The sequence below is a fragment of the Rubrivirga sp. SAORIC476 genome (genome assembly GCF_002283555.1).
GTDB lineage: Bacteria > Bacteroidota > Rhodothermia > Rhodothermales > Rubricoccaceae > Rubrivirga.
The window spans coordinates 247,266-269,618 of sequence record NZ_MVOI01000003.1; the positions used below are offsets into that span (position 1 = coordinate 247,266).

17 protein-coding genes are annotated in these 22,353 nt (G+C 73.2%); 10 read left to right on the forward strand and 7 right to left on the reverse strand.

The genetic code is table 11. The features are described from left to right. The first annotated feature begins 41 nt into the window (after window positions 1-41). Both B1759_RS02915 and B1759_RS02920 read left to right on the forward strand, forming a co-directional pair. Entirely contained in the window at window positions 42-2,879 is a 2,838-nt protein-coding gene (locus tag B1759_RS02915) for a serine/threonine-protein kinase (protein WP_095513539.1), read from the forward strand. A gap of 91 nt (window positions 2,880-2,970) precedes the next feature. Further along, a complete protein-coding gene (locus tag B1759_RS02920) occupies window positions 2,971-3,948 on the forward strand; it encodes a hypothetical protein (RefSeq protein WP_095513540.1) in 978 nt (325 codons plus the stop codon). Here the strand turns inward: B1759_RS02920 and B1759_RS02925 are convergent. The 3 genes from B1759_RS02925 to B1759_RS02935 all read right to left on the reverse strand — a co-directional run bounded on the left by B1759_RS02925 (window position 3,945) and on the right by B1759_RS02935 (window position 7,471). Next, window positions 3,945-6,446, reverse strand: coding sequence for a cation:proton antiporter (locus tag B1759_RS02925; RefSeq protein ID WP_095513541.1), 2,502 nt, complete (start codon window positions 6,444-6,446; stop codon window positions 3,945-3,947). The genes B1759_RS02920 and B1759_RS02925 overlap by 4 nt on opposite strands. A gap of 150 nt (window positions 6,447-6,596) precedes the next feature. Further along, the gene (locus tag B1759_RS02930; RefSeq protein ID WP_095513542.1) at window positions 6,597-7,112 is read right to left on the reverse strand and encodes a BrxA/BrxB family bacilliredoxin; all 516 of its coding nucleotides are present in this window, start codon (window positions 7,110-7,112) and stop codon (window positions 6,597-6,599) included. A 56-nt stretch (window positions 7,113-7,168) separates the two neighbouring features. Continuing rightward, entirely contained in the window at window positions 7,169-7,471 is a 303-nt protein-coding gene (locus B1759_RS02935; protein ID WP_095513543.1) for a YtxH domain-containing protein, read from the reverse strand. A gap of 166 nt (window positions 7,472-7,637) precedes the next feature. Between B1759_RS02935 and B1759_RS20510 the strand changes: the two genes are divergently transcribed. From B1759_RS20510 to B1759_RS02960, 5 genes are all read left to right on the forward strand, one after another. Then, window positions 7,638-8,357: a C40 family peptidase gene (locus tag B1759_RS20510; protein ID WP_198948731.1), complete on the forward strand. Its 720-nt coding sequence runs from the start codon at window positions 7,638-7,640 to the stop codon at window positions 8,355-8,357. Between the two features lie 134 nt (window positions 8,358-8,491). After that, window positions 8,492-8,965, forward strand: a complete 474-nt coding sequence (greA, locus tag B1759_RS02945; RefSeq protein ID WP_095513544.1) for a transcription elongation factor GreA — start codon at window positions 8,492-8,494, stop codon at window positions 8,963-8,965. Window position 8,966: 1 nt separating this feature from the next. Beyond that, window positions 8,967-9,686: a monofunctional biosynthetic peptidoglycan transglycosylase gene (gene mtgA, locus B1759_RS02950; RefSeq protein WP_095513545.1), complete on the forward strand. Its 720-nt coding sequence runs from the start codon at window positions 8,967-8,969 to the stop codon at window positions 9,684-9,686. An 85-nt stretch (window positions 9,687-9,771) separates the two neighbouring features. After that, entirely contained in the window at window positions 9,772-10,797 is a 1,026-nt protein-coding gene (locus B1759_RS02955; RefSeq protein WP_095513546.1) for a low specificity L-threonine aldolase, read from the forward strand. Window positions 10,798-10,910: 113 nt separating this feature from the next. After that, entirely contained in the window at window positions 10,911-11,465 is a 555-nt protein-coding gene (locus B1759_RS02960) for a hypothetical protein (RefSeq protein WP_095513547.1), read from the forward strand. Between the two features lie 8 nt (window positions 11,466-11,473). Here the strand turns inward: B1759_RS02960 and B1759_RS02965 are convergent, their stop codons facing one another. Next, on the reverse strand, window positions 11,474-12,685 hold the full coding sequence (locus tag B1759_RS02965) for a patatin-like phospholipase family protein (protein ID WP_158225096.1): 1,212 nt from the start codon (window positions 12,683-12,685) through the stop codon (window positions 11,474-11,476). Between the two features lie 39 nt (window positions 12,686-12,724). After that, window positions 12,725-16,678, reverse strand: a complete 3,954-nt coding sequence (locus B1759_RS02970; RefSeq protein WP_095513549.1) for an ATP-binding protein — start codon at window positions 16,676-16,678, stop codon at window positions 12,725-12,727. A gap of 143 nt (window positions 16,679-16,821) precedes the next feature. Between B1759_RS02970 and B1759_RS02975 the strand changes: the two genes are divergently transcribed. Both B1759_RS02975 and B1759_RS02980 read left to right on the forward strand, forming a co-directional pair. Next, a complete protein-coding gene (locus B1759_RS02975) occupies window positions 16,822-17,697 on the forward strand; it encodes a DNA-processing protein DprA (protein WP_158225097.1) in 876 nt (291 codons plus the stop codon). A gap of 78 nt (window positions 17,698-17,775) precedes the next feature. Further along, on the forward strand, window positions 17,776-18,687 hold the full coding sequence (locus B1759_RS02980) for an alkaline phosphatase family protein (RefSeq protein ID WP_198948732.1): 912 nt from the start codon (window positions 17,776-17,778) through the stop codon (window positions 18,685-18,687). A 9-nt stretch (window positions 18,688-18,696) separates the two neighbouring features. On the opposite strand, the gene B1759_RS02985 is transcribed toward B1759_RS02980, so the two are convergent. Continuing rightward, on the reverse strand, window positions 18,697-19,293 hold the full coding sequence (locus B1759_RS02985; RefSeq protein ID WP_095513552.1) for a hypothetical protein: 597 nt from the start codon (window positions 19,291-19,293) through the stop codon (window positions 18,697-18,699). A 602-nt stretch (window positions 19,294-19,895) separates the two neighbouring features. Further along, window positions 19,896-20,363, reverse strand: a complete 468-nt coding sequence (locus B1759_RS02990) for a hypothetical protein (RefSeq protein WP_143537248.1) — start codon at window positions 20,361-20,363, stop codon at window positions 19,896-19,898. A gap of 1,275 nt (window positions 20,364-21,638) precedes the next feature. Between B1759_RS02990 and B1759_RS02995 the strand changes: the two genes are divergently transcribed. Continuing rightward, window positions 21,639-22,322 (forward strand): hypothetical protein, encoded by a 684-nt coding sequence (locus tag B1759_RS02995; RefSeq protein ID WP_095513554.1) that lies wholly within the window; start codon window positions 21,639-21,641, stop codon window positions 22,320-22,322. The last annotated feature ends 31 nt before the right edge of the window (window positions 22,323-22,353 follow it).

A 22,353-nucleotide genomic window follows, 5' to 3' on the forward strand; every position in this document is an offset into this window, starting at 1 on the left:
CCTCGTCGCTCGGTTCCGCGTGTCCTAAGGCAGCCCCGCCCGTGCCCGTGACCCTCCGCCCCGACGACTGGGCCCGGCTCGAGCCCTTGCTCGACGCCGCGCTCGACCTCCCGCCCGCCGAGCGAGGCGCCTACCTCGACGGCCTCGACCTGCCGCCCGAGGAGCGCGCCCGGCTCGACGCTCTCCTCGCCGCCGACGCCGACGACGCGCCCGTCCTCGACCACCCCGACCGCCTGGGCGCGCTCGTCGAGGCGGCCGACCTCGGCGGCGGGGGCGCCATGCCCGGCGCGCGCGTCGGGGCCTACCGCATCGTGCGCGGGATCGGGCGGGGCGGAATGGGCACCGTCCACCTCGCCGAGCGAGCCGACGGGGCGTTCGACAAGCAGGTGGCGCTCAAGCTGGTCCGCCCTGGCGTGGCCGAGGGGCTCCTCGCCCGGTTCCGAGCCGAGCGCCAGATCCTCGCCCGCCTCGACCACCCCGGCATCGCGCGGCTCCTCGACGGCGGCCGCGCCGACGACGGCCGCCCGTTCCTCGTGATGGAGCACGTCGCGGGCGAGCCGATCACGGCCTACTGCGACACGCGGCGGCTCTCGGTCGAGGACCGGCTGGCCCTTTTCGGCCAGGTCTGCGACGCCGTCGCCTACGCGCACCGCCAGCTCGTCGTCCACCGCGACCTGAAGCCGTCGAACATCCTCGTCACCGACGGCGGGCGCGTGAAGCTGCTCGACTTCGGCATCGCCAAGCTGCTCGACGATGGCGCCGAGCGGTCGCTCGTCCGCACAGCCACCGAGCAGCGGCTCTTGACGCCGGCCTACGCGGCGCCTGAGCAGGTCCGTGGCGAGCCGCCCACGACAGCCACCGACGTGTACGCCCTTGGCGTGCTCCTCTACGAGTTGCTGACGGGCCGCCGGCCGTACCGCCTGCCGAGCCGCGCGCGCCACGCCGTCGAGCGGGCGATCCTCGAAGCCGAGCCGACGCGCCCCAGCACGGCTGTCACCGAGCCCACCGACGACGCGCCGACGGCGACCCTCGCTGAGGCGCGCGGTGCCGAGCCCGGCCGGCTCCGCCGCCGCCTCGCGGGCGACCTCGACGCGGTCGTCCTGACGGCGCTCCGAAAGGAGCCCGACCGCCGCTACGGATCGGCCGACGCGTTCGGCCGCGACGTCCGCCGCCACCTCGACGAGCTCCCGGTCGAGGCCCGGGCCGATTCGGCGGCCTACCGCGCGGGCCGGTTCGTGCGTCGGCACCGGGCGGGCGTGGCGGCCGCCGCGCTCATGGCCGTCCTCTCGCTCGTCTACGTCGTCACGCTCCGCGCCGAGCGTGACCGGGCGCGGACCTCCGCCGAGACGGCCGACGCCGTGACCGAGTTCGTCGTCGGGCTGTTCGCCGCGCCGGACCCGTCGTCGGGCGCCGGGCGCGACCTCACCGTCCTCGCCGCGCTCGACGGCGCCGACGAGCGGATCGAGGCCGACCTCGGCAGCCAGCCGGCCGTCCAGGCCCGGCTCTATGACGTGCTCGGGCGGCTCCACGTGGGGCTGGGCGGCTACGAGGCCGCGGCCCGCTTCCAGGACCGCGCCGCCGACCTCCTCCGCGCGCTCCACGGCCAGCGCCACCCCGACCTCGCCTCGGCCCTTCTCTGGACCGGCCGGCGGCTCCACCTCGAAGGGCGCTACGCCGAGGCCGACTCAGTCTACCGGCTCGTCGAGGCGGCCCTCCCCGCGCGCGCACCGGACGGCCTTCGCCCCCGGCTTCTCGCCGACCAGGGCATCAACGCGCTCCGCGCCGGCGACCCGTCCGCGGCCGACTCGCTCCTCCGGCTCGCCGTGACCCGGCAGGAAGCGCGCGCCGCGACCGACAGCCTCCACCTCGCGTACGCGCTCAACGAGCTGGCCGTCGCCGTCCACGATGCCGGCGACCTCGACGAGGCTGAGGCCCTCAACCGGCGAGCGCTCGGGATCCGCCTCCGCCACCTCCCGCCGATGAGCGCCGACGTGGGCCGGTCCTACAACGACCTCGGGCTCGTCCTCCGGACGAAGGGCGACCACGACGAAGCGCTGGTAGTCCACGAGCGGGCCGTCGCCGTGGCGCTCGCGGTCTACGGGCGCGAGAGTGAGAACACGGCGGCCGCCTACAACGGCCTCGCCATGGCCCACCGGGGCGCCATGCGCTACGCCCGCGCCGACTCGGCCTTTGCGGCGTCCGAGGCCATCGTGCGGGCGACCGTCGGGCCGGAGCACCCGGTGTTCGGGTTCTTGCGGACCAACCGGGGCACGGCGGCCCGCCTCCGCGGCGACGCCGCCGAGGCCGAGCGCCAGCTCCGCGAGGCCACTGCCCTGCTCGCGGCCACGATCGGGCCGGGCAACCCGCGCACGGCGCTCGCCCGGCTCCTCTGGGGCGACGCGCTCGCCGACCTCGGCCGCCTCGGCGACGCGCTCGCGGCCTACGACACGGCCCGCGACGCGCTCGCGGAGGCGTTCGGGCCCGACCACTGGGAGGCGGCGCAGGCCACAGCCCGCCGGGCCCGCGTCCTCGCGCGGATGGGCGACGCGGCGGCCGCGCTCGCCGAGGCCCGCCGCGCCCTCGACGCCGCCTCCGACGACGCAGCCCGCGACGACGCACGCCTCGCCCTCGCCACCGCGCACCTCGCCGACGACGACCGGGCCGGCGCTCGCGCCGAGGCCCGCCGCGTCCTCGCCCGCCTCGACGCCGACGGCGAGACCCGCAGCGAGCGCCGCGCGGCCACCCTCGTCCTGCTCGCTCGGGCGGCGCCGGACGTCGCGACGGCCCGGCGGCGGGCCCGCGAGGCGCTCATGATCTGGGACGGCCGCGTGGCCCCGACGGCGCCGCGCGTCCGCGAGGCGGCGGCGATCGCGGGGTAGCCGGGAACGTCCGCAGCGCGACCGAGGCGGTCCGTGTCCCCTGGCAGCGGCCGCCTGCGTGTCCGGATGTGACGCCTCACACCCCGATCCCATGCGCACGCTCCTCTTCGCCCTCATCGCCGCCCTCACGCTGTCCCCCCTCGCCGTCGCCCAGAGCATCGAGGACCGGGTCCGCCAGATGGAGACCCGGCGCGCCTCGGCCAGCACGCCGCCTCCCGCGCCGCTGTACGGGGCCTACCTCGGCTCGCTCACCGTCACCGAGCAGCCCGCGCTCGGCACCTTCCTCCGCTTCCTCGACACGCGGTTCGTGTTCCTCTCCGAGAGCGAGGGGACGGCGGAGTTGCTCCGGGGCGGCGAGACGGTCGCCCGGTTCGACTGGGTCACCTACGACCAGGCCGGCCCGTTCTACGACATCGAGCCGCTGCGGGTGACGTGGCCGGAGAGCGACTTCAGCGCCCTCGGCGTCCCGCTCGACGAGCCCGGCGACTACGAGATCGTCTACCGCATGGGCGGCGAGCCCTTCTGGCGGATGCCGTTCACCGTCACGACCTCCGGCGGCGACGACCCGTACGCGCCCAACCCGTCGGTCCGCCTCGACGGCCCCTGGGCCGACCACGCCTACATCCTCCACGACACCGACGAGTCCGGCTCGTGGGTCTTCAAGCGGTGGCTCCACCCGGACGACGTCTCCACGGCGATGGCGCCGACAGTGACCGTCTCGCGGGCCGGGAGCACGGAGCCGATCCTCGTCGGCGGGTCGCCAGAGCACCACCTCGGCATCAGCGGGGACAACTGGAACCGGGTCGAGTACGAACTCCAGTGGCCGGGACGGCGAAACGCGACGAGCGGCGCGTACTACGACAACCCCGCCTTCCGGGCCAACACCGAGCGCCTCGACGACGGCGACTACGTGCTGACCTACGACCTCAACCCGGGTCCCGTGTCGCGCTACCCGTTCACCGTCCGCGACGGAGCCATCGTGCCGACCGGCCGACAGGCCCTGGGCGCCGACCCGATGACGCGGATCGACGGCGGCGGAGCCGCGGCCTGGCTCGTCGAGGCCCGCTAGCTCGCCTCGGCGTCTGTGCGGAGCGCCCCGAGAAGCGCCGCGTGCGCCTGCCCCGGGGCCTCCGCCTGGCGGACGGCTTCGACGGTCGCATCGTCGCGGAGCATCCGGGCGACGAGGGCCAGCCAGCCGAGGTAGCGCCGCGACGGGACGCGCTCGGGCACGACGAGCGCCAGCACGACGTGGACCGGCCCCGACGCGCCGGGCATCGCCACGCCCTCCCGGCTCACGCCGACGCCCAGGAACGGTTCGTCGGCTCTGGAGGACCGAACATGGGACAGGACCACGCCGGGCCGGATCTCGGGCCGCGCGTCGGCCGGCGCGGCGGCGAGCCGGGCCGCGACATCCTCGGGGAACGCGTCGCCCAGCGTCTGGCGGAACAGGCCGGCAGGGTCGTCCGCGCGCAGGCCGAGACGGACGGCGTTGGGGCGGAGCCGGTCGAGGAACGCGCGGTCGCCGCTCGTGAGGCCGGACGGGAGGATCGCCGAGACGGGCACCTGGCCCGGGAACAGTACGAACAGGGACAGGTCGGGATGCCTCCGCGCGAGCACGCGGGGCAGCCGGTCGAGCGAGGCCCGCCACGCGATCGCGCCCTGCCGGGCCGAGACGAGCACGAGCGCGTCGGTCGGACGGAGCGCCGTGTCGAGGGTCGGCGGGAGGTCGGCCCACCGGTCAAGCGGGCGGACCTCCGGCGCCGCGCCGCCCCGACGCGCCCGGGCGAACGCCTCGCGGACCGCGTCGGCGTAGGGCGCCGGCGTGAGGACGACGAGCTCAGCCCCCGAGCGGCTCGCCAGGCCGAGGAGCATCCCCGCCGCCGACCGGAAACCGGGCTCGAGTTCGGCCATCGGCGGCACGGCCACGAACAGACGCCCGACGGTCGCCGGCGGGCGCGTCTCGCGGGCGATGAGCACGGCCGTCGGCGTCTCGCGGAGCACGCGGTCGGGGACGCTGCCGAACAGGACGCGCTCGGCGGCCGCGCTCCCGTCCCAGCCCATCACGAGGAGCGACGAACGGGTCTCGGCGGCGGCCCGCGCGAGCGCCCGCGCCACGTTCGACTCGACACGGACGATCGGCAGCACCGGTACCTCCGCACCAGCCGCGTGGACGACGGCCGCCGAGAGCGTCCGCTCGCCCGAGGCCACGGCCGCGGCCTGGTCCGGCCCGCCCGGCACGACGGTCACGACCGCGAGCGGCGCCGACGCCTCCGGCCCGCGCGCCAGGAGCGCGAGGTCGACGAGGGCCTCGGCCGTTGCCGGGTTTGCCAGCGACACGAGGACGCGGTCGCGCCCGTCGCGAGCGTCCGGCACTCGCTCGGCCGCCGCCTGCGCCAGCCGACGTCCCACGCGCTCCACCACGACCGGCCCGACAACGCACGTCACGAACACCATTGCGATGGTGCCGTTGAGCACCGCGACATCGAAGAGGCCCACCTCGACGCCGATCAGCACGGCCGCGAGCGTGGCCGCAGCCTGGGGAACCGTCAGCCCGAACGCGAGCCGCGCCTCGTCTGCCGAGAACCCGAAGGCGGGGCGCGTCAGCCAGGCCGCCGTCCCCTTCGTCACGAGCAGCGTCGCCGTCATCGCCAGCGCCACCGTCCATGCGCGCCCGGCGTCGGGGCCGCCCGCGAACGCTCCGAGGTCGACCAGCATGCCGGTCGCGAGCAGGAAGAACGGCACGAAGAGCGCGTTGCCGACGAACCCGATCCGGTTCATCAGCGGGCCGCCTTCCGGCACCAGCCGGTTCAGGGCCAGACCCGCCAGGAACGCGCCGATGATGGGCTCGACGCCCAGCGCCTCGACGCCCAGCGCGCACACGAACACGGCCGTCAGCACGAACACGAACTCCAGCGTCGCGTCCTGTGCCGCCGTGCGGAAGAACCACGCCCCGAGGCGCGGCAGCCCCCACAGCACCGCCCCCCCCACCACGAGCAGCGACCCGACCACGCGGAGGAGCACGCCGAGGTCGAAGCCGCCACCACTCCGGGCGCCCGTTGCAATAACGGCCAACACGAGCAGCGCCAGCGTGTCGGTGAGGATCGTCGCGCCCACAGCGGTCGTCGTGGCCCGCTCCTTCTGCAACCCGAGGCGGGCCGCCGCCGGATACGCGAGCAGCGTGTGGCTCGCGAACACGCTCCCGAGTAGGATCGCTCCCGGCCACCCCATCCCGAACACCACCCGACCGACCCCCGCCCCGACGAGTTGGGGCAGCAGGAACGTCGCCGCGCCGAAGCCCAGGCTGCGCGCCTTCCCCTCTTCCAACTCGTGGAGGTCGACCTCCAGCCCCGCCAGGAACATGATGTAGAGCAGGCCGACCGTCCCCAGCAGCACCATCGTCGGGTCGCGGTCCAGCACGCCCAGCGCGTGCGGGCCGAGCGCGATCCCCGCCCCGAGCAGCACAACGGCCGACGGCACTCCGCGGCGACCGATCAGGGGCGCCGCCAGGAGAACCAGCAGCACGACTGTGAAGACGGCGACGGGCTCATGGAGGGGCAGGTCGAGCATCGGGGCGGGGCGAAGAGGAGGGCGCCGCGCGGGGCTCGCGAGCGTGCCGCAAACGAGCCGCCCGACCGGCGGATCCCTGCACACACAGACACAAACGAGCCCCCCCGCCTGGGAGGCGGAGGGGCTCGGGCCAGAGGACGGACGGTGGCGCTACAGGATCGAGCGGAACGTCGCCGGGAGACCGGGGGCCGGAGCCGCAGCACCGTCCGGGCGGAGCGGGGCGTCGGGTACCTCAGCAGCCTCCTCGCCGCAGAAGGTTTCGAAGGCCGTCTTGAGGTCCCCCGCGATGGCGCTCGCCGAGCGGCCCTCGATGTGGCGGCGCTCGATGGCGTAGACCGGGTCACCGTCCTTTAGAAGAAACATGGACGGGCTGGAAGGCTGGATGCCCGCCAGGAAGCCGCGCAGGCGGTTCGTGGCGTCGAGGTCCTGGCCCGCGAACACCGTCACCATGCGGTCGGGCTGGGGCTCCACGTTCTGGACGAAGGCGACGGCCGGGCGTGCGTTGGCCGCGGCACAGCCACAGACCGAGTTGACGATAGCGAGCGTGGTCCCGCTCTGGGCCTCGTCGATCAGCGCGTCGACGTCTTCCGCGGTGCGGAGTTCGCGGACGCCGAGGCGGGTGAGTTCGTCGCGCATGGGGGCGACGAGAGGTTCGGGGTACGGCATGGGGTCGGGGGGAAGTGAAGAGCGTCGGGACGTGGACGCGGAGCAGTCGGCTGAGCTTACGACCGCCTCGCGTGGAGGTCGTCGAGCAGTCCGCGCGTGTCGATCACGTCGATGTCGCCCGTCAGCGGCAGGTGCCGCTCGGACAGGCGCCGAGCGCGGGTGCGGGCAGCCTCGGCGAGCGGCTCGGCGAGGTCGGAGGTGCGATCGCGGGCCGCGTCGGCAGCGCTGCGGGCCGAGGCAGACAGCCGCTCGCGGGTGAGGTCCCCCCGAGCGGGCGCGATCAGCAGACCGAGGCCGACCCCCGCGCCGAGAGCCAGGCCAACGAGCAAGAGGCGTCCAAAAAAGTCTGTCTCGCGCATACGTCCTTGAGCCTAAAGAGGAAACGCCGCTGGCCGATACCGCCAGCGGCCTCGTTCACGGGGACCTAACCCGCCATTTACAGAAGTCCCGTCGCGGGGTTTCCCCCACGGGCTCCGATTCAGAGTAGTTTTGACGCGACCCCACCAACCCCCGTTCCTTCTGCCTATGTCCTGGTCTTTCCGCCGCGCGGCAGCGCTCCTCGCTGTCGCCGCGCTCGCGGGCCTCTCCAGCCCCATCGACGCCCAGACCGGTCCCGGGACCCCGACCGTTTCCACAGCGCCCTCTCAGGACGCCGCGGAAGCGACCGCTCCCCGCCGCCGCCCGGTCCGCCGCACCCGCCCGACGCCCCGCTCGGAAGCCCGCCGCGACACCATCGAAGTGCCCGTCCGCCGGGTCTCGTCGCGCCCCGAGATGCGCCCGATGACGGCCGAGTCGGCCACGGCTCGCGTCGCCCGGCTGGACCGCTCCCTCCGCTCGGACGCCCCCAACTGGATCGGCATCCCGTACCGCTGGGGCGGCACCACGCGCCGCGGCATCGACTGCTCGGCGTTCGTCCGCCAGTTCGTCGACCAGAACCTCGGCATCGCTCTGCCTCGCACGACGGCGAGCCAGCGCTACGAGGGTGTCCACATCGACCGCTCCGAGTTGCAGGCGGGCGACCTCGTCTTCTTCCGGCGCCGCGGCGTCCGCCACGTGGGCGTCTACCTCTCCGACGGCGAGTTCATCCACGCGTCGTCGAGCCGCGGGGTGACCATCTCGAACCTGTCGAGCAGCTACTGGGACCGTCATTACTGGATGTCGCGCCGCATCCTGAGCGAGCCCTCCGGCCGCATGCCGACGCCGCGCTCGACCGCTCGTCGCGACTCGTCCGGCGTGCGCGGCTAGACGCCGACGGCACCCGTCTCGCTTTCTGGCGGCGAGTTCGTATCTTTCCGCCCGTCTCCGCATCCCGGCCTCCGCGTCGGGGTGCGGTTTTTTTCCCGGTCTCTGCCGGCCTCGTCCGGACCTCATCCCACGCCATGAGCTCCACCGTTTACCTCACCGCCGAAGGGCTCCAGAAGCTCAAGGACGACCTCCACCACGCACGCACGGTCGAACGCCAGAAGATCTCCGAGGAGATCGCCGAGGCCCGTGCTCAGGGGGACCTGTCCGAGAACGCCGAGTACGACGCCGCCAAGGAGGCCCAGGGCCACCTCGAAGCGCGCATCGTCAAGATGGAGAACGCCCTCGCCAGCGCCCGCGTCGTCAACGAGGACGAGGTGGACGCGTCGAAGGCGCGCATCCTCTCCAACGTCCGGGTGATGAACCAGAAGGCCAAGCGCGAGGCGACCTACACGCTCGTGGCGGCCCAGGAGGCCGACCTGAAGCGCAACCGGATCTCGGTCGAGAGCCCCATCGGCAAGGCCCTTCTCGGTCGCGAAGTCGGCGAGACGGTGGCCGTCCGCGTGCCCGCGGGTACGGTGCAGCTGGAGATCCTCGACATCACCCGATAGGGTGGCCCGCCGGAAGGCCGCCGCGACGTCCAAGCCGCCCCGACGCGGACCGCTCCGCTGGATCGGCTCCCTGATCCGCATCCTGACCGCGGTGACGCTCGGCTACCTGCTCGCGTGCACGCTGCTGCTGCTGGCGTACCGGGTGGTCCTCCCCCCCGCGACGACCGTCCAGCTCCAGCGCGCCGTCGAGGCCGCCGCGACGCAGACGCCGTACGACTTCCAGTACCGCCCCGTGTCGGAGGAGGCGCAGGACGCCGACGTCCGCCACGCCGCGGTCGCCAGCGAGGATGCGCGCTTCTACACCCACGGCGGTTTCGACATGGAGGAGTTGCGGCGCGCCCGCGAGGACGCCGAGCGGACGGGCCGCCCCATGCGCGGCGCGTCCACGCTCACCCAGCAGCTCGTCAAGAACCTGTTCCTGACCACGCACCGTTCGATCGTCCGAAAGGCGCTCGAGATCCCGCTCACGCTGCTCGCCGAGTGGATCCTCCCCAAGGAGCGCATCCTGACGCTCTACCTCGACGTGGCCGAGTGGGGCCCTGGCGTGTTCGGCATCGAGGCCGCCGCGCAGTATCACTACGGCACCTCCGCCTCGGCACTGACGCGGGAGCAGGCGGCGCGGCTGGTGGCGTGTCTTCCGGCCCCCCTCGAGCGCCTCCCCCAGGACATGGGCCGGACATCGTCCCGCATCCTGACCCGCATGCGCCAGATGGGCTGGTAGGCTCGGGCCGCCCTTCCCGACCCCCGGACCCGTCGGGGTGATCCGGGCCTCGCCCGGTCGAACTCCACCACCTTCCACGTCCTCCATGCCCGCCGACCTCCGATCCGATACCGTCACCCGACCCACCGCCGCCATGCGGCGGGCCATGGCCGACGCCGAGGTGGGCGACGATGTGTTCGGCGAGGACCCCACGGTCGAGCGGCTGGAGGCCCGCGTGGCCGACCTGCTCGGGAAAGCGGCGGGGCTGTTCGTGCCCTCGGGGGTGATGGGGAATCAGATCGCGATTCGCCTCCACACTCAACCCGGCGACGAGGTCGTGGTCGCTGAGCGCAGCCACATCTATCACTATGAAGGTGCGGCCCCGGCGGCGCTGTGGGGGGTGCAGCTTCGGCCCGTCGGCGACGCGTCTGGGGTGCTGACGGCGGACGACGTGGAGGCCGTCGTGCAGGGCGCCCACGACTGGGAGGCGCGCACGCGGCTCGTCTGCCTGGAGAACACCGTCAACAAGGCGGGCGGCGTGGCGGTCTCCATGGACGCGATCACGCCCGTCGCCGAGACCGCCCGCGCGCACGAGCTGGCCCTCCACCTGGATGGCGCTCGGCTCTGGAACGCTGCCGTCGCCCTCGACACGTCGCCCGCTGCCCTCGCCTCGCCATTCGACACCGTCAACGTCTGCCTGTCGAAGGGCCTGGGGGCGCCCGTCGGATCGGTCTTGTGCGGGCCTCCAGACCTCATGCGCGAGGCGCGACGGGTCCGGAAGCTCCTCGGAGGCGGCATGCGCCAGGTCGGTGTGCTGGCCGCCGCGGCCCTCGTCGCGCTCGACGACTACGAACGGGACGACCGCGCCCTCCTCCGCGCCGACCATGCGCGCGCCCGCCGCCTCGCGGACGCCGTCGCGGCCTGTGGCCTCGCGCTCGTCCGACCGCCCGACACCAACATCGTCCTGTTCGAGACGCCCGAGCCCGCGGCCGAGGCCGTCGGGGCCCTCGCCGAGGCGGGGGTTCGGATGGTCCCCTTCGGACCGCGTGCCGTCCGCGCGACGCTCCACCGCGACCTCGACGACGCGGCCCTGGACCAGGCCATCCTGGCCCTCCAAACCCGCTACGCGTAGGAAACCGGCCCCGCGGAAGGCCTTACGATCAAGGGGTTTCCCCCAGGCCCCTCGGCACCGGAACCGAACGATCTTCACGAGCCTTACATAGGAAGCGCTTCCGGGTCCTCCGCATGTCCACATGGTCGCAGACGTTCGACGACGACCGGGTCCTCGATGAGGCCCGCTCCCACGCGCGCCGGTGCGTGATCGTGTTCGCGGGGGTGAGCGGCGCGCTCGTTTGCCTGGCGCCCCTCTCGACCCTCTCCCCCCGCCTCGACGCGACCGTGGTGGCACTCGTCAGCGGCGCCCTGCTCAGCGTCTGCGCGGGGGTGGTCATGGTGATCCTGGGCCGGGAGTACCGCCGCCTCTGGCGCATCGAACTCTCGATGGGTCGCTTCGTCGGCTACGACGCCGCGGGCCGCCGGTCCTCGCTTTCGTGGGCGCGCGTCCACCGGGTGGATGTCTCACGGGACGGGCTGCTGGTGGCCGGGCGCGACGAGCGGGGCCGCGGGACGCGTCTGACGGTGGCCGCAGGCATCCCGCAGTTCACCGTGCTGGCCCACCGAGCCGTCGAGTATGCCGAGGCGCACGGGCGGACCGTCTGCGTCGAGGGCACCCCGCTCGACGACCTCGACCTGGCGACCCTGCTCCCCTCGCTCTGCGAGACGGTCGGCGCGACCGCCTGACCGATCCCCTAGGACGGCTCGGAGGCGAGGAACGCCTGCAACGCCTCCGCCTGTCGCTCGGCGTCCTCCTCCCCGATCGCGATGAGCCGCTCGACGTAGGCCGGGTCGAAGGCGAGCATCGAGAGCCAGTCCGGGCTGGCGTCGCCTGCGCCCAACCCGCCCAAGAGCAGCCGCATTGACGGCGGCAGCGGCGGCGATACCTCCCCGACAAGCGTCGCCAGGTCGACCGACGGCCGCATCACCAGCAGTTCGACCGGGCGGAAGCCATTCCACTGGCTCGGCGGCGTCGCCGCCATGAGCGCGTTGATGCGGTGCAGCGTCTGCGCGTCCCGGTCGATGACGTCCAGGAAGACGGCGTTCATCAGCACCCCCAGCACGCGCGTCGGCGGCGGGTAGTCGCGGACCTTCGGCGCGTCGGCCTGGGCGCGGCTCTGGCTCGACCGCGTGTTGACGACCAGGATCTTGTCGGCGCCGAGGTGGAGGGCGGGCGACAGCGGCGCGGTGAGCCGGATGCCCCCGTCGCCGTACCAGCCGTGGCCCACCTGGGGGTCGTTCAGCGAGACGGCCGGGAAGAAGAACGGCAGCGCGGAGGAGGCGAGCACGTGCTCGGTGCGCAGCGGCGTCCGCACGGCGCGGCGCATGGGCCGGTCCCACGGCTCGATGCCCTCCCCCTGCACCCACGTCACCGACTGCCCCGTCGTGTACGAGGACGTGGTCACCGCGAACGCCCCCACGTGCCCCGCCTCGACGTTGCGCTGGACGGCCTCCATGGGCTGGCCGACCGGCCCGAGGTGACGTTCCAGAAACTCCTGGAGCGGCGTCGTGTCCAGCAGCCCGCCCTCGGCCGGAGGTGAGACGGTCTCCGGATTCCGGAGAAACCGCCCGATGGTCTGCATCAGCGTCGGCCGGTCCAGCCGGAAGACTTCGTCGGCGCGCAACTCGCGCCAGATCTGGACGAGGCGGTCGGCGGCGTCGGCGAACGGCGCGTCGGCGTTGGCCGCGAGGAAGGCGCTGTTGATGGCACCCGCCGAGACGCCCGTCAGGATGTCGGGCTTGAAATCTGGGGCGAACCTCGCGAGCCCCCGCAGGACGCCCGCCTGGTAGGCGGCCCGCGAGCCGCCCCCCGTCAGCGCCAGCGCGGTCCCCCCTCCGCCTCCGGGCGGGGGGTCGGGCTCGTCGGGACGGAGGCCGTCGAAGAGGCGGGCGAGGCGGTCGAGCACGGCGCGAGGTGGGCCCGCAGAAGCTACACCCACCGGACGCTATGCCTCCACACCGGCGGCGAGCGTCTCCATGAGCGACTGCCGCGTGAACGGCTTCGAGATGTAGGCACTGAAGCCCGACTCCAGGAGGCGCTCGCGGTCGCCAGGGAGCGCGTACGCCGTCAGCGCGATGGCGAAGACGCCGTCGTAATGCGGCAGCGAGCGGGCGATGCGGAGCACGTCGGCGCCGGTCTCCTTGCCGCCGAGGTTGATGTCGAGCACGAGCCCCGTGAACCGCTGCTGGTTCATCGCCAGCAGCGCCGAGCGCGCGTCGCCGACGGCCGTCACGTCGTACGTCGACCGGAGGATGCGCTCGAGCAGCATCCGGGTGTCGTCGTTGTCCTCCACCACGAGGATGGTCGGCTTGCCCTCGCCACGGGGCTCCTGCACGATCTCTGCGTCCTCCGGCGGGGCCGCCGCGGGGATCGTCGGGCGGTCGTCCGTGCGAGCCCGGATGATCATCACTGGGTCCTCGGTCTCGGGCCGACCGGCACGCGTCGCGTGCGGGGCCGCAGGAGCGGGCGACGGTGCCGCGGGCCGAGACGGCGGGGCGGGCGGCGGAAGGGGCGCCGGGGGCGGAACGGCAGCCGGGGGGGTCGGCTCAGGAGCCGGGTCGGAGGCCGACGGGCGGCCGAAGCGGAAATCGAACATATCGGTCGGGGCGGACGACGGGGAGGCGAGGAGGGTGGGTTCGGCAGCGACGGGGGTCGCGGAGCTCAGGAACGTGAAATCGAAGGGGGCGCCGAGCAGATCGCCGGGGTCTTCAGTCGGAGGAGTGGCGAGGAGGTCGGGCACGGCGGGAACCAGGCCGTCGCCGAGAGCGGGGACGTGCTCCCAGGGCGAGGCGGCCGGGGACGGAACGCGGGGGAGCGAGAGGGTGACCACGGTACCCCCGGGCTGCTCCGACTCGATGGTGATCTCCGCGTCGAGGAGGTGGGCGAGCCGCCGGGCGATGGTCAGGCCGAGGCCTGCACCCTCGTGGCTGCGCGCGTGCCCGGTGTCCTCCTGGCGGAACGCGTCCATGGCCTCGGGCACGAAGGCCTCAGAGATCCCCCGGCCGGTGTCGGCCACGCGGAGCAGGGCGGCCGCAGGCGTCCCCTCGAGGGTGACCAGCACCCCGCCCGCGTCGGTGAACTTGATCGCGTTGCCCACCACGTGGCCGATGATCTGGCTCAGGGCGTCGGAGTCCACGTCGGCGGCGACATCGGGGTCCAGGTCCAGATCGAAGCGGAGGCCCTTTTCGTTCGCGGCGTCGGCCCACCGCTGGGCGGCGCGCTCCACCTCGGGGGCGAGGACCATCGGGCTGCGGTCGGCCTCGTACTCCCCCGCCTCCAGGCGAGACAGGTCGAGGACAGCGTTCAGCGTATCGAGCAGCCGGTGTCCGTTGCGGTCGATGAGGGAGACCGCGTCCCGAAGGTCGGCCGGGACCTCGGCGAGCAGGATCTCGGCGTAGCCGAGGATGCCCGTGAGGGGCGTCCGGATCTCGTGGCTCATGTTGGCCAGGAAGGCGCTCTTGAGGCGGTTCATCCGCTCGGCCGCCGCGCGGCCCTCCTCGGCGGCCTCCCGCGCCTCGACCAGTTCCTCGACCAGCCGCTCCCGGTCCTCCCGCTCCAGCGCCAGCGCGACCGCGTCGGCCACGGCGGCCGCGAACTCGGTCTCGGTCGCCTGCCAGTCGTGCGGGTGGTCGGTGCGGTGGATGGCGACGAAGCCCGAGACCTCTCCGCGGCGGCGGATCGGCGCGACCAGCAGGGCGCGCAGGCGGAACGCCCGCACGAACCCGGCGAGGCCGAGGGGCTCCACCCGGTCGTCGCTCGCCGCGTCGGCCACGGCGAGGGCCCGGTGCAACTCGACGTGCTGGAGGACGGAGGCGAAGCCGCCCCCGAAGTCGACGTCGGGGTCGACGGGGGCCGGGGCGTGGAGCGGCGTGCAGGGATGGCCCGGCGCGCCGAGCCAGAACGACACGTCGGACGCGCCGAGCGTCGCCGCGACGATGGCGGCGGCGGGGGCGCCGAACGCATCGGCGCCGTCGAGATGGGCGAGGTCCACCAGCGCTCGCTGGCGCATGAGGGCGCCCTGGGCGGCGTCCGCGAGGTCGTCCTCACGCATCTTCCGCTCCGTGACGTCCTGCAGCACACCGATCAAGCCGATCTGTCTGCCGGCGGCGTCGCACCACACGCGGCCCGAGTTCTCGACCCAGCGCGGACCGAAGGCGGTCATCATCCGGTAGATCGCGTGGTAGGCGTCCTCCCCCTCCACCGGACCCGTCGCGAGTCCCTCGCCGGCCCGCACGTCGCGGACCTCGACGAGGCTTCCAGGCCCCCCGCGGGCGTCGACTTCGCTCCGTGGGAGCCCGGTCAGGGTCTCGATGGCCGGGCTGAGGTACTCGTAGACCGCGCCGTTCGGCGTGTAGCGGAGGCGGTACAGAACGTGCGGCGTGTGCTCGGTGACCGTCTCCAGGCTGATGCGGGCATCGCGAAGCGCCTGCAGTGCCGCGACCCGGTCCAGGTGGCTCCCGAGGTGGGACCCCAGCCCGTCGGCGCCTCGGAGGTCCGTGGCCGAGATGTCCCGCGGGTCGGCGTAGCCCCAGAGGAGCACGCCCGCCGCGTCGGCCCCTGTCCGGACCGGGACGGTCCCGAACGCGCCGACGCCCTTCTCCCGCAGCCGCATCGCCAGCTGGGAGGTGCCCCGTCCGGTGTGCGGCACCACGAGCGGCGCCATCGTGAGGCCGTGCGCGTGCGCGGAGACCGAGGCCAGCCCGTCCGGCGCCGCGCCCGCCGTGGCCACCAGTTCGAGGTCGTCCTCGGCGAGCAGGGCCGCCCAGCTGGCGTCTGTGGCGTCGAGCAGAGCCCCGACGGCCGAGCAGTAGATCGAGACGGGGTCGTCGGCGAGGGAGGCCGCGGCCGTGAAGCCGGCCATCGCGCGGTGCTGCCGGGCCACGGTCTGCTCCTCCTTGCGTGCCTCCGTCTCCGCCGTGATGTCCTCCATCGTCCCCTCGTACGCGACGACGCGACCCGAGGCATCGACGATGGAGCGGGCGTTCTCTCGGGTGCAGACTCGCTCCCCCGTCCTGCGCGTCCACTCGACGACCAGATTGCGGACGACGCCGGTGCGGGCGATCTCTTCGGCGAAGGCCTCGCGAGGATAGCCGAGGTCGGCCCGCACGTCGAGGCTGGCGAGCGCGGCGACCGAGTCGACGGCCAGCAGGTCGGCGAGAGCCGGATTGGCATACAGGATCGTGCCGTCGGGCGCACTGCGGTAGAGCCCGATGCTGAGGTGATCGGCGAGGGAGGCCAGGTGCGCGGGCATCGCCCCCTCGACGGGCTCCGGGGCGCAAGCCTCAGCGGGAGCCTCGGCCTCGCCAGGGTCCGCCCCGGCTCCAGCCTCCGAGGGCGCGTCGAACGACGCCTCGGCGAGCCAGGGCGAGTCCACATCCTGATCGGACGCGTCCACGTCGGGCGTACTCTCAGCGACGGCGGGAGAGGCCTCGGGGGCGGAAGGCACGTCCTCGGGGAGCGCGGGCGAGTGCGGCGCGGGGGCCTCAGACTCGGCCGGGACGGGCCGACCGAATGCCTCGGGGCGCGCCTCGTCCACCTCGGGCGCGGACTCGACCGGGTCGGCAGCGGCCAGGCGCGCGAGCAGGCTCGGCAGGTCGGCGGCCGGGAGAGCGACCGCCGCCGTCTCGGTGAGCAACAGCGGCACCTCCTCGGCGACGACGAACAGGGTCACGCCGTCCGGCACGAACACGGCCACCTCGACCTCCTCGACCGGCCCCCCGGGCACATACACCACGGCATCCCACCCGGCGGCGCCAGCCGGGTCGGCGAGCGCCGCGCTGAGCGCGTCGGCCGAGGGCGCCAGTTGGGCCTGAACCTCCCCGCCATGCCGAATGGCGGAGAGCGCCTCGACCGCGGACGGCGCGTCGGCGACGAAGAGGATCCGAGTGGGGGTGGACATGGAGGAGAGAGGGATCGCACCCGCACATGCAAACGGAGTGCCGGACCGCGTCGAGGGCTCCAAACGGGTCCTCAGGCCACTCGGGACGGGGGGTCGGTGGGATTCGTAACGTGCCGACCCCGAATTCCCCGATGCCCGGTCCGATGCCTCCTCCCACCTCGCTGTTCGCCGTCGCGCTGCTGTCGCTCGACGGCGTCGGGCGGGTTACGGCCCACCGCCTCCTGGAGCGCTTCCCCACCGCGGAGGCCGTCCGCACGGCTCCGCGCGAGCAGGTGCTCCTCCGCCTCAAGGGCGTCGCCCACGCCGACCGCACCGTCGACGCCATCTGCGACCCGGCCTTCGACGAGGCCACCGAGGCGGCACGGGCGCAGGTCGCCGCGCTGGCCGGGCGTCAGATCCACGTCCTCACGCCCGGCGCCACCGGCTGGCCCCCGGGCCTCGACGCGCTCGACCGGGCCGACCGCCCCGTGGTGCTCTACGCCTTCGGCGACCTGGCCGCCCTCGCGTGGCCGTCGCTGTCGGTGCTGGCCTCCGCACCGCTCGCCGCCGAGCCGTTCGAGCGAGCGCAGGACGTGGCGCGCGCCGTCCTCGCTCGCGGGCGCGGCCTCGTCGTCGGCGCCGCGCACGGGGTCGACCTCGCGCTCCAGAAGCTGTCGCTGGCCGCGAGCGTCCCCGCCGTCGCGGTGGTCGGCGCCGGGCTGGCCCGGCTGGAGCGCTCCATGCGCCCCGGCGCCACCGCGCTCACCAAGGCAGGCGGGCTCCTCGTCTCGCCCTTCCCCATGGCCCACGGGCCGTTCGAGCACGACGACCGCGAGCGCGCCTTCGTGCAGGCCGCCATCGGACGCGCCGTCCTGGCCGTCGCCCCGCCGCCGGGCTCGCCCGAAGACCGCGCCCTCGCCTGGGCCTCCGACGCCGGGCGCACCGTCGGCCTCCTCCCCCCTGCCCCGCCCGACGCGACCTGGTCCGCCTCGGCCCTCCCGGTGGACGACCCGCACGCCGTCGCCGAGTGGGTGGCATAGCGGAATTCGGGGGGTGCGCGTCCCGCATCCAGAAGAGCACCTCTCCCTCGTCGTCCCGCCGATCGACCTCTGAACGCCTTGATCCTCCTCGTCTTTCTCGACGGCGTCGGCCTGGGGCCCGCCACCGCCGCCAACCCGTTCGTCACGCTCGACCTGCCTGCCTTCGAGCGGCTCGCGGGCGGCCAGCGCTGGACGGCCGACGCGACCCCGATCCGCGAGCCGGAGCACGTGTTCATCCCCATCGACGCGACGTTGGGGCTGGAGGGCCTGCCGCAGAGCGGGACCGGGCAGGCCGCCCTCTTCACGGGCGAGAACGCCGCCGCCGTCCACGGGCGCCACTTCGGCCCGTACCCGCCGACGACCGTCCGCCCCCTCGTCGCCGAGCGGAGCGTCTTCGCCCGGCTGGTCGCCGCGGGCATCGAGGCGGACCGCCTCGCCTTCGCCAACGCCTACCCGGACCGCTTCTTCCGCTTCGTCGAGAAGCGGGGCCGGTGGACCGCCACCACGCTCGCCGCCCACTCCGCGGGCGTCCGCCTGCGCCGCGCCGCCGACCTCGCCGCCCGCCGCGCCCTCCCGGCCGACCTCACCGGCGAGACGTGGCACGCGCTCATCGACATCGACCAGAAGCCCCAGTCCGAGGCCGACGCCGCCCGCGCCCTCGCCGCCCTCGTCGCCGACCACGCGTTCGTCCTCCACGAGTACTACCTCACCGACAAGGCGGGCCACAGCCAGGACGCCGCCCGCGCCGCCGACGTGCTCACCTCGCTGGACCGCTTCTTCGAGGCCCTCCTCGACGCGCTCCCGCCGGAGGCCCTCCTCGTCCTCTCCAGTGACCACGGCAACATCGAGGACCTCGCCACCAAGAGCCACACCCGCCACCCGGTCCCGCTCATTGCGCACGGCCCCGGAGCCCACGCCTTCGCCGAGGCGGGCTCGCTGACGGACGTGACGCCCGCGATTCTCCGCGTCCTGACCGACGCCGACGCCTGATCCGTCGGCTCAGCCCGCGTCCACCCACGGGTTGCCGACCTCCGCCAGGTGCGCCTCGTACGCCTCCACGGTCACCCGCAGCGCGGTCGTGTCCGACCAGAGCAGCCGGACGAGCGGGCGTGCCCAGCCCTGCACCGAGCGGAGGTGCCAGGCCGGGGGCGCGTCGGGCAGGAAGGCAGCGCGGAGCACCTCCTGCTGCGCCCGACACGACACCCCCCAGGTCGGACGCAGGTCCCCCGCCTCGGCGGGCTCGCGGAAGAAGCCGGGCGCGCGGTAGTCGAACCCACGTGCGCTCGGACCGGACATCAGGGCCGAGGTGAGCGCCGTGCGGATGTCGCCGCACCCCAAGCGGTCTCGGAAGCCGGCCGTCCACCGCTCCACCGTTTCCGCCAGCCAGTCGGCCTGTTCCAGCAGCCGCGCCGGGTCCGCCTCCCCACCCACCCGGACGTGCTCTGCCGACAGCGCCCGCCCCGCCTCGACGTCTGCCCGGAGCACCTCGACCCACGCTCGGACCTCCACGGCGTAGGCCTCCCACACGCGCAGGTCAGCGTCGAACGCCGCCGTCACGGCCGCCCAGGGAGGATCGAAGCGAGTCACCTCCGGCATAGTGGGCGTTGTTGGGGTCACGCCGACGCTACGTCTGGTGCGACGACCCGCACAAGATCGGACCTGCGGCTCTGCGTAGTTCCCCTCAGTGACCACCCTGAGGAAGTCGTTCGGCCACGAGCACCTGCCGACGAAGCCCCCGAGGCGGTGGTGTCGACGAATCCGAACCTCCACTGCCGACCCAGCAGACCGAGAGCTTCCGTAGAAAGGGGGTCGGTCAGCCGCACGCGGCACACGGCGCGATGGTGAACAGAAGAACGTAAAGTTTGCCTGCAGCGGCAGGTTACCCGGCACGCGGCCGGGACGGGCTACCCCGAACGAAGCGCCGACGCCGAAGCCCAGCGCGGAGCCCCGACAGGAGCCGCCTCGGTCAGCGTGCGGGCCGACCCGCTGGTGCTCAGCCTCGGCCAGTGCGACCCCGAGGCGGGCAGGCTGGAGGTGCGAGGCACGGACCGGACGCCGGACGCCGGACGCGAGCCGGGTAACAGTTGACCGCTTAGCCGCCCAGGGCCGCGACCGTGATGGTGGAGCGAGGCGAAAGTAGCGCCGACGCCCGGACGAGCCGAGAACGCCGGAGCCCTGGGTCGGCCTGCAACCGCGGGTTACACCGCCGGACCGGGAGGAGGTGGCCCCGGATCCGGACTACTCCTGATGTCCCAGCCTTCAGCCGCTACCCACGTTGGGACCTCGATCTCGCGTTCGTAAACCTCCCGGTTGAAGACGCGCCACTCCAGCCGGGGGCCGCCTTCCACGTCAATGATAAAAGACCCCTGAAGATCGTGGCCGGGCCGACCGTCGGGGAGCCACGCGTTGTCCCGGCCTATCACGGCAGCCACGGCCTTCACTTGATCGAGAACGAAGCGAGTGTTCCCGTTCCGCATGTACCCGCCCCAAAACGCGTAGTCGCTCCCGTACGTCCCAAACAGCTCCTCGATGAACCGCCAGTTCGTGGCGACGGCCTCGGCGTATTCCTTCTCCTCAGCCTGCGCTACGGCGGAGGCGATGGCCGAGCGGAGGGCATCCTTCTGACCGGGGAAGTATTTGATCCACCCACGGACCTTGGAGTACATGCCCATGGTGAGACGGAGGCGGTGTAACAGAGGGCTACTCAACCGCGAAGGAATGAGAGCACGGTAGCAGAACGAGGCGAAAGTAGCGCCTACGCCAGGACGAGCCGAGAGCGCTGGCGCCCTTCGTCGGCTTGCAGCGGCGGGTTAGCCAGCTTGCGGAGGTTGGGATGGTCGCAGTCCGGGCTTATCGGCACTGTTATCGAACCATTCCGACAGTCCGCACCGACGACAGGAGACGACGACAAACACAGATCGCTCGGCTCCGCTGAAGCCGACCCGGCGGGCTCGTGCGCGCGTACTCCCGCACCGTTCGCACTCAAACAACTCCTCGGGCGCGACTTCCGACGAAGCGCGACGGGCGGCCCTCCGGTCTTCGAGAACGACCTCCGCCGCGGCTACGGCTTCGATTGTGTAATCGCTTCGCTCCGGGCCGAGCACGGAGGCAAGCTGGTCGTCCGGCAGGGCCGACATCCTCTCGATCAGCACAGACAAGTCAACAGAAGACACCAGAGGGGAGCAAGCTGGCTAACCAGTGATTGTGCGGACGGCGTCCAGTTTACAAACCGGACGTCGTCCGTATAACATACCCACAGGGTGATGTCTGTGCCCCCGCCGGGCCCATGGGAGACAGCACGTTATGCCCATCCTCTCAGCCCACGTCTCCCCGCAAATACGGACACCATCCGTAGAACAAGGGCTTGGCGGGGCAAGACCGGGGTCCCCAGGACCGCCCCCCCGCCACAGAGGAGCCACAACGTCCGTGTGCAGCGGCACCCCACCGCCCCTCCCCCCCCGTGTACACCCAGCGGCAGGCCGGCGACACGCACGAGCCCCACCCCACGCCCCCGCCTCGGCACAGCACCCAGCCTACCTGGATCCACCCACCGAGCGACCGAGGCAGACCAGGAACCGCGCCCGCCCGTCCATCGACAGCGAGACGCAGTCCAGACGCTGCAAGCATTCATTCAGACGCTGCAAGCCTCCATTCAGACGCTGCAAGACCCAGTTCAGACGCTGCGAGACCCGATTCAGAGACTGCGAGACCCGATTCAGAGACTGCGAGACCCAGTTCGGAGACTGCGAGACCCAGTTCAGACGCTGCGAGACCCAGTTCAGACGCTGCGAGACCCACTCCACAAGCCGCCATCCAACATCCACCCAGACTCACACCACCAATAAACCCGCAATTCGCCATCGCCAATTCTGTCCCCTTCACTACACTCCACCACCTCTTTCCCCACAAGATCACACACATCACCGCATAGCGGCATCTCCATGACCGACCGCCAGACCGACCGTCTCGACATGCTCCGCGCGACCCTCACCGTCATCGACGACCACGCGGACGCATGGGCTGCCATCCCCGTCATGGCCCGCTACCGCGACGACCTCAGCACCGCCATTGACCGCGTCCGCGACGCCGCCCAGCGACAGGCCGATCCCGCCAGCGCTGTCACCGCCGTCAAAGACCAACTCCGCACCCACGTCCGCGACGCCGCCTGGACCCTCGCCGCTGCCCTCCAGGCCTGGGCCGCCGACACCGACCGCCCCGACGTCGCCGCCCAGGCCGACTTCTCCCCCAGCGACCTCATCCAACTCCGCGACGCCGCCCTCGCCGACCAGTCCGAACTCATCGTCGACCTCGCACGCACCCACGCCCCCGACCTCGCCGACTACGGCGTCCTCCCCCCCGAGATCGACGCCCTCGATGCCCTCGACGACCAGTTCGCCGACGCCCTCTCCACCCCCCGCGCCGCCATCGTCGCCCGCAGCCGCGCCACCGCCGAGATCGCCATCGAGATCCGCAACGCAACCCGCCTCCTCCGAGCCAGCCTCGACCCCATGGTCGCCCGCCTCACCGCCTCCTCCCCCGACTTCGCCCGCGAATACCGCACCGCCCGCATCATCATCGACCGAGGCATCACCGGCGACCGCTCCCCCGACGCCCCCGACATGTGACGCAGCCACCCTCCACGCGGAGGCGCCCTCC

Coding starts and splice junctions, on each gene's coding strand:
- B1759_RS02920 (WP_095513540.1), top strand. CDS start 2,971: ATGCGCACGCTCCTCTTCGCCCTCATCGCCGCCCTCACGCTGTCCCCC.
- B1759_RS02925 (WP_095513541.1), bottom strand. CDS start 6,446: ATGCTCGACCTGCCCCTCCATGAGCCCGTCGCCGTCTTCACAGTCGTG.
- B1759_RS02930 (WP_095513542.1), bottom strand. CDS start 7,112: ATGCCGTACCCCGAACCTCTCGTCGCCCCCATGCGCGACGAACTCACC.
- B1759_RS02935 (WP_095513543.1), bottom strand. CDS start 7,471: ATGCGCGAGACAGACTTTTTTGGACGCCTCTTGCTCGTTGGCCTGGCT.
- B1759_RS20510 (WP_198948731.1), top strand. CDS start 7,638: ATGTCCTGGTCTTTCCGCCGCGCGGCAGCGCTCCTCGCTGTCGCCGCG.
- greA (WP_095513544.1), top strand. CDS start 8,492: ATGAGCTCCACCGTTTACCTCACCGCCGAAGGGCTCCAGAAGCTCAAG.
- B1759_RS02955 (WP_095513546.1), top strand. CDS start 9,772: ATGCCCGCCGACCTCCGATCCGATACCGTCACCCGACCCACCGCCGCC.
- B1759_RS02960 (WP_095513547.1), top strand. CDS start 10,911: ATGTCCACATGGTCGCAGACGTTCGACGACGACCGGGTCCTCGATGAG.
- B1759_RS02970 (WP_095513549.1), bottom strand. CDS start 16,678: ATGTCCACCCCCACTCGGATCCTCTTCGTCGCCGACGCGCCGTCCGCG.
- B1759_RS02975 (WP_158225097.1), top strand. CDS start 16,822: ATGCCTCCTCCCACCTCGCTGTTCGCCGTCGCGCTGCTGTCGCTCGAC.
- B1759_RS02985 (WP_095513552.1), bottom strand. CDS start 19,293: ATGCCGGAGGTGACTCGCTTCGATCCTCCCTGGGCGGCCGTGACGGCG.
- B1759_RS02990 (WP_143537248.1), bottom strand. CDS start 20,363: ATGTACTCCAAGGTCCGTGGGTGGATCAAATACTTCCCCGGTCAGAAG.
- B1759_RS02995 (WP_095513554.1), top strand. CDS start 21,639: ATGACCGACCGCCAGACCGACCGTCTCGACATGCTCCGCGCGACCCTC.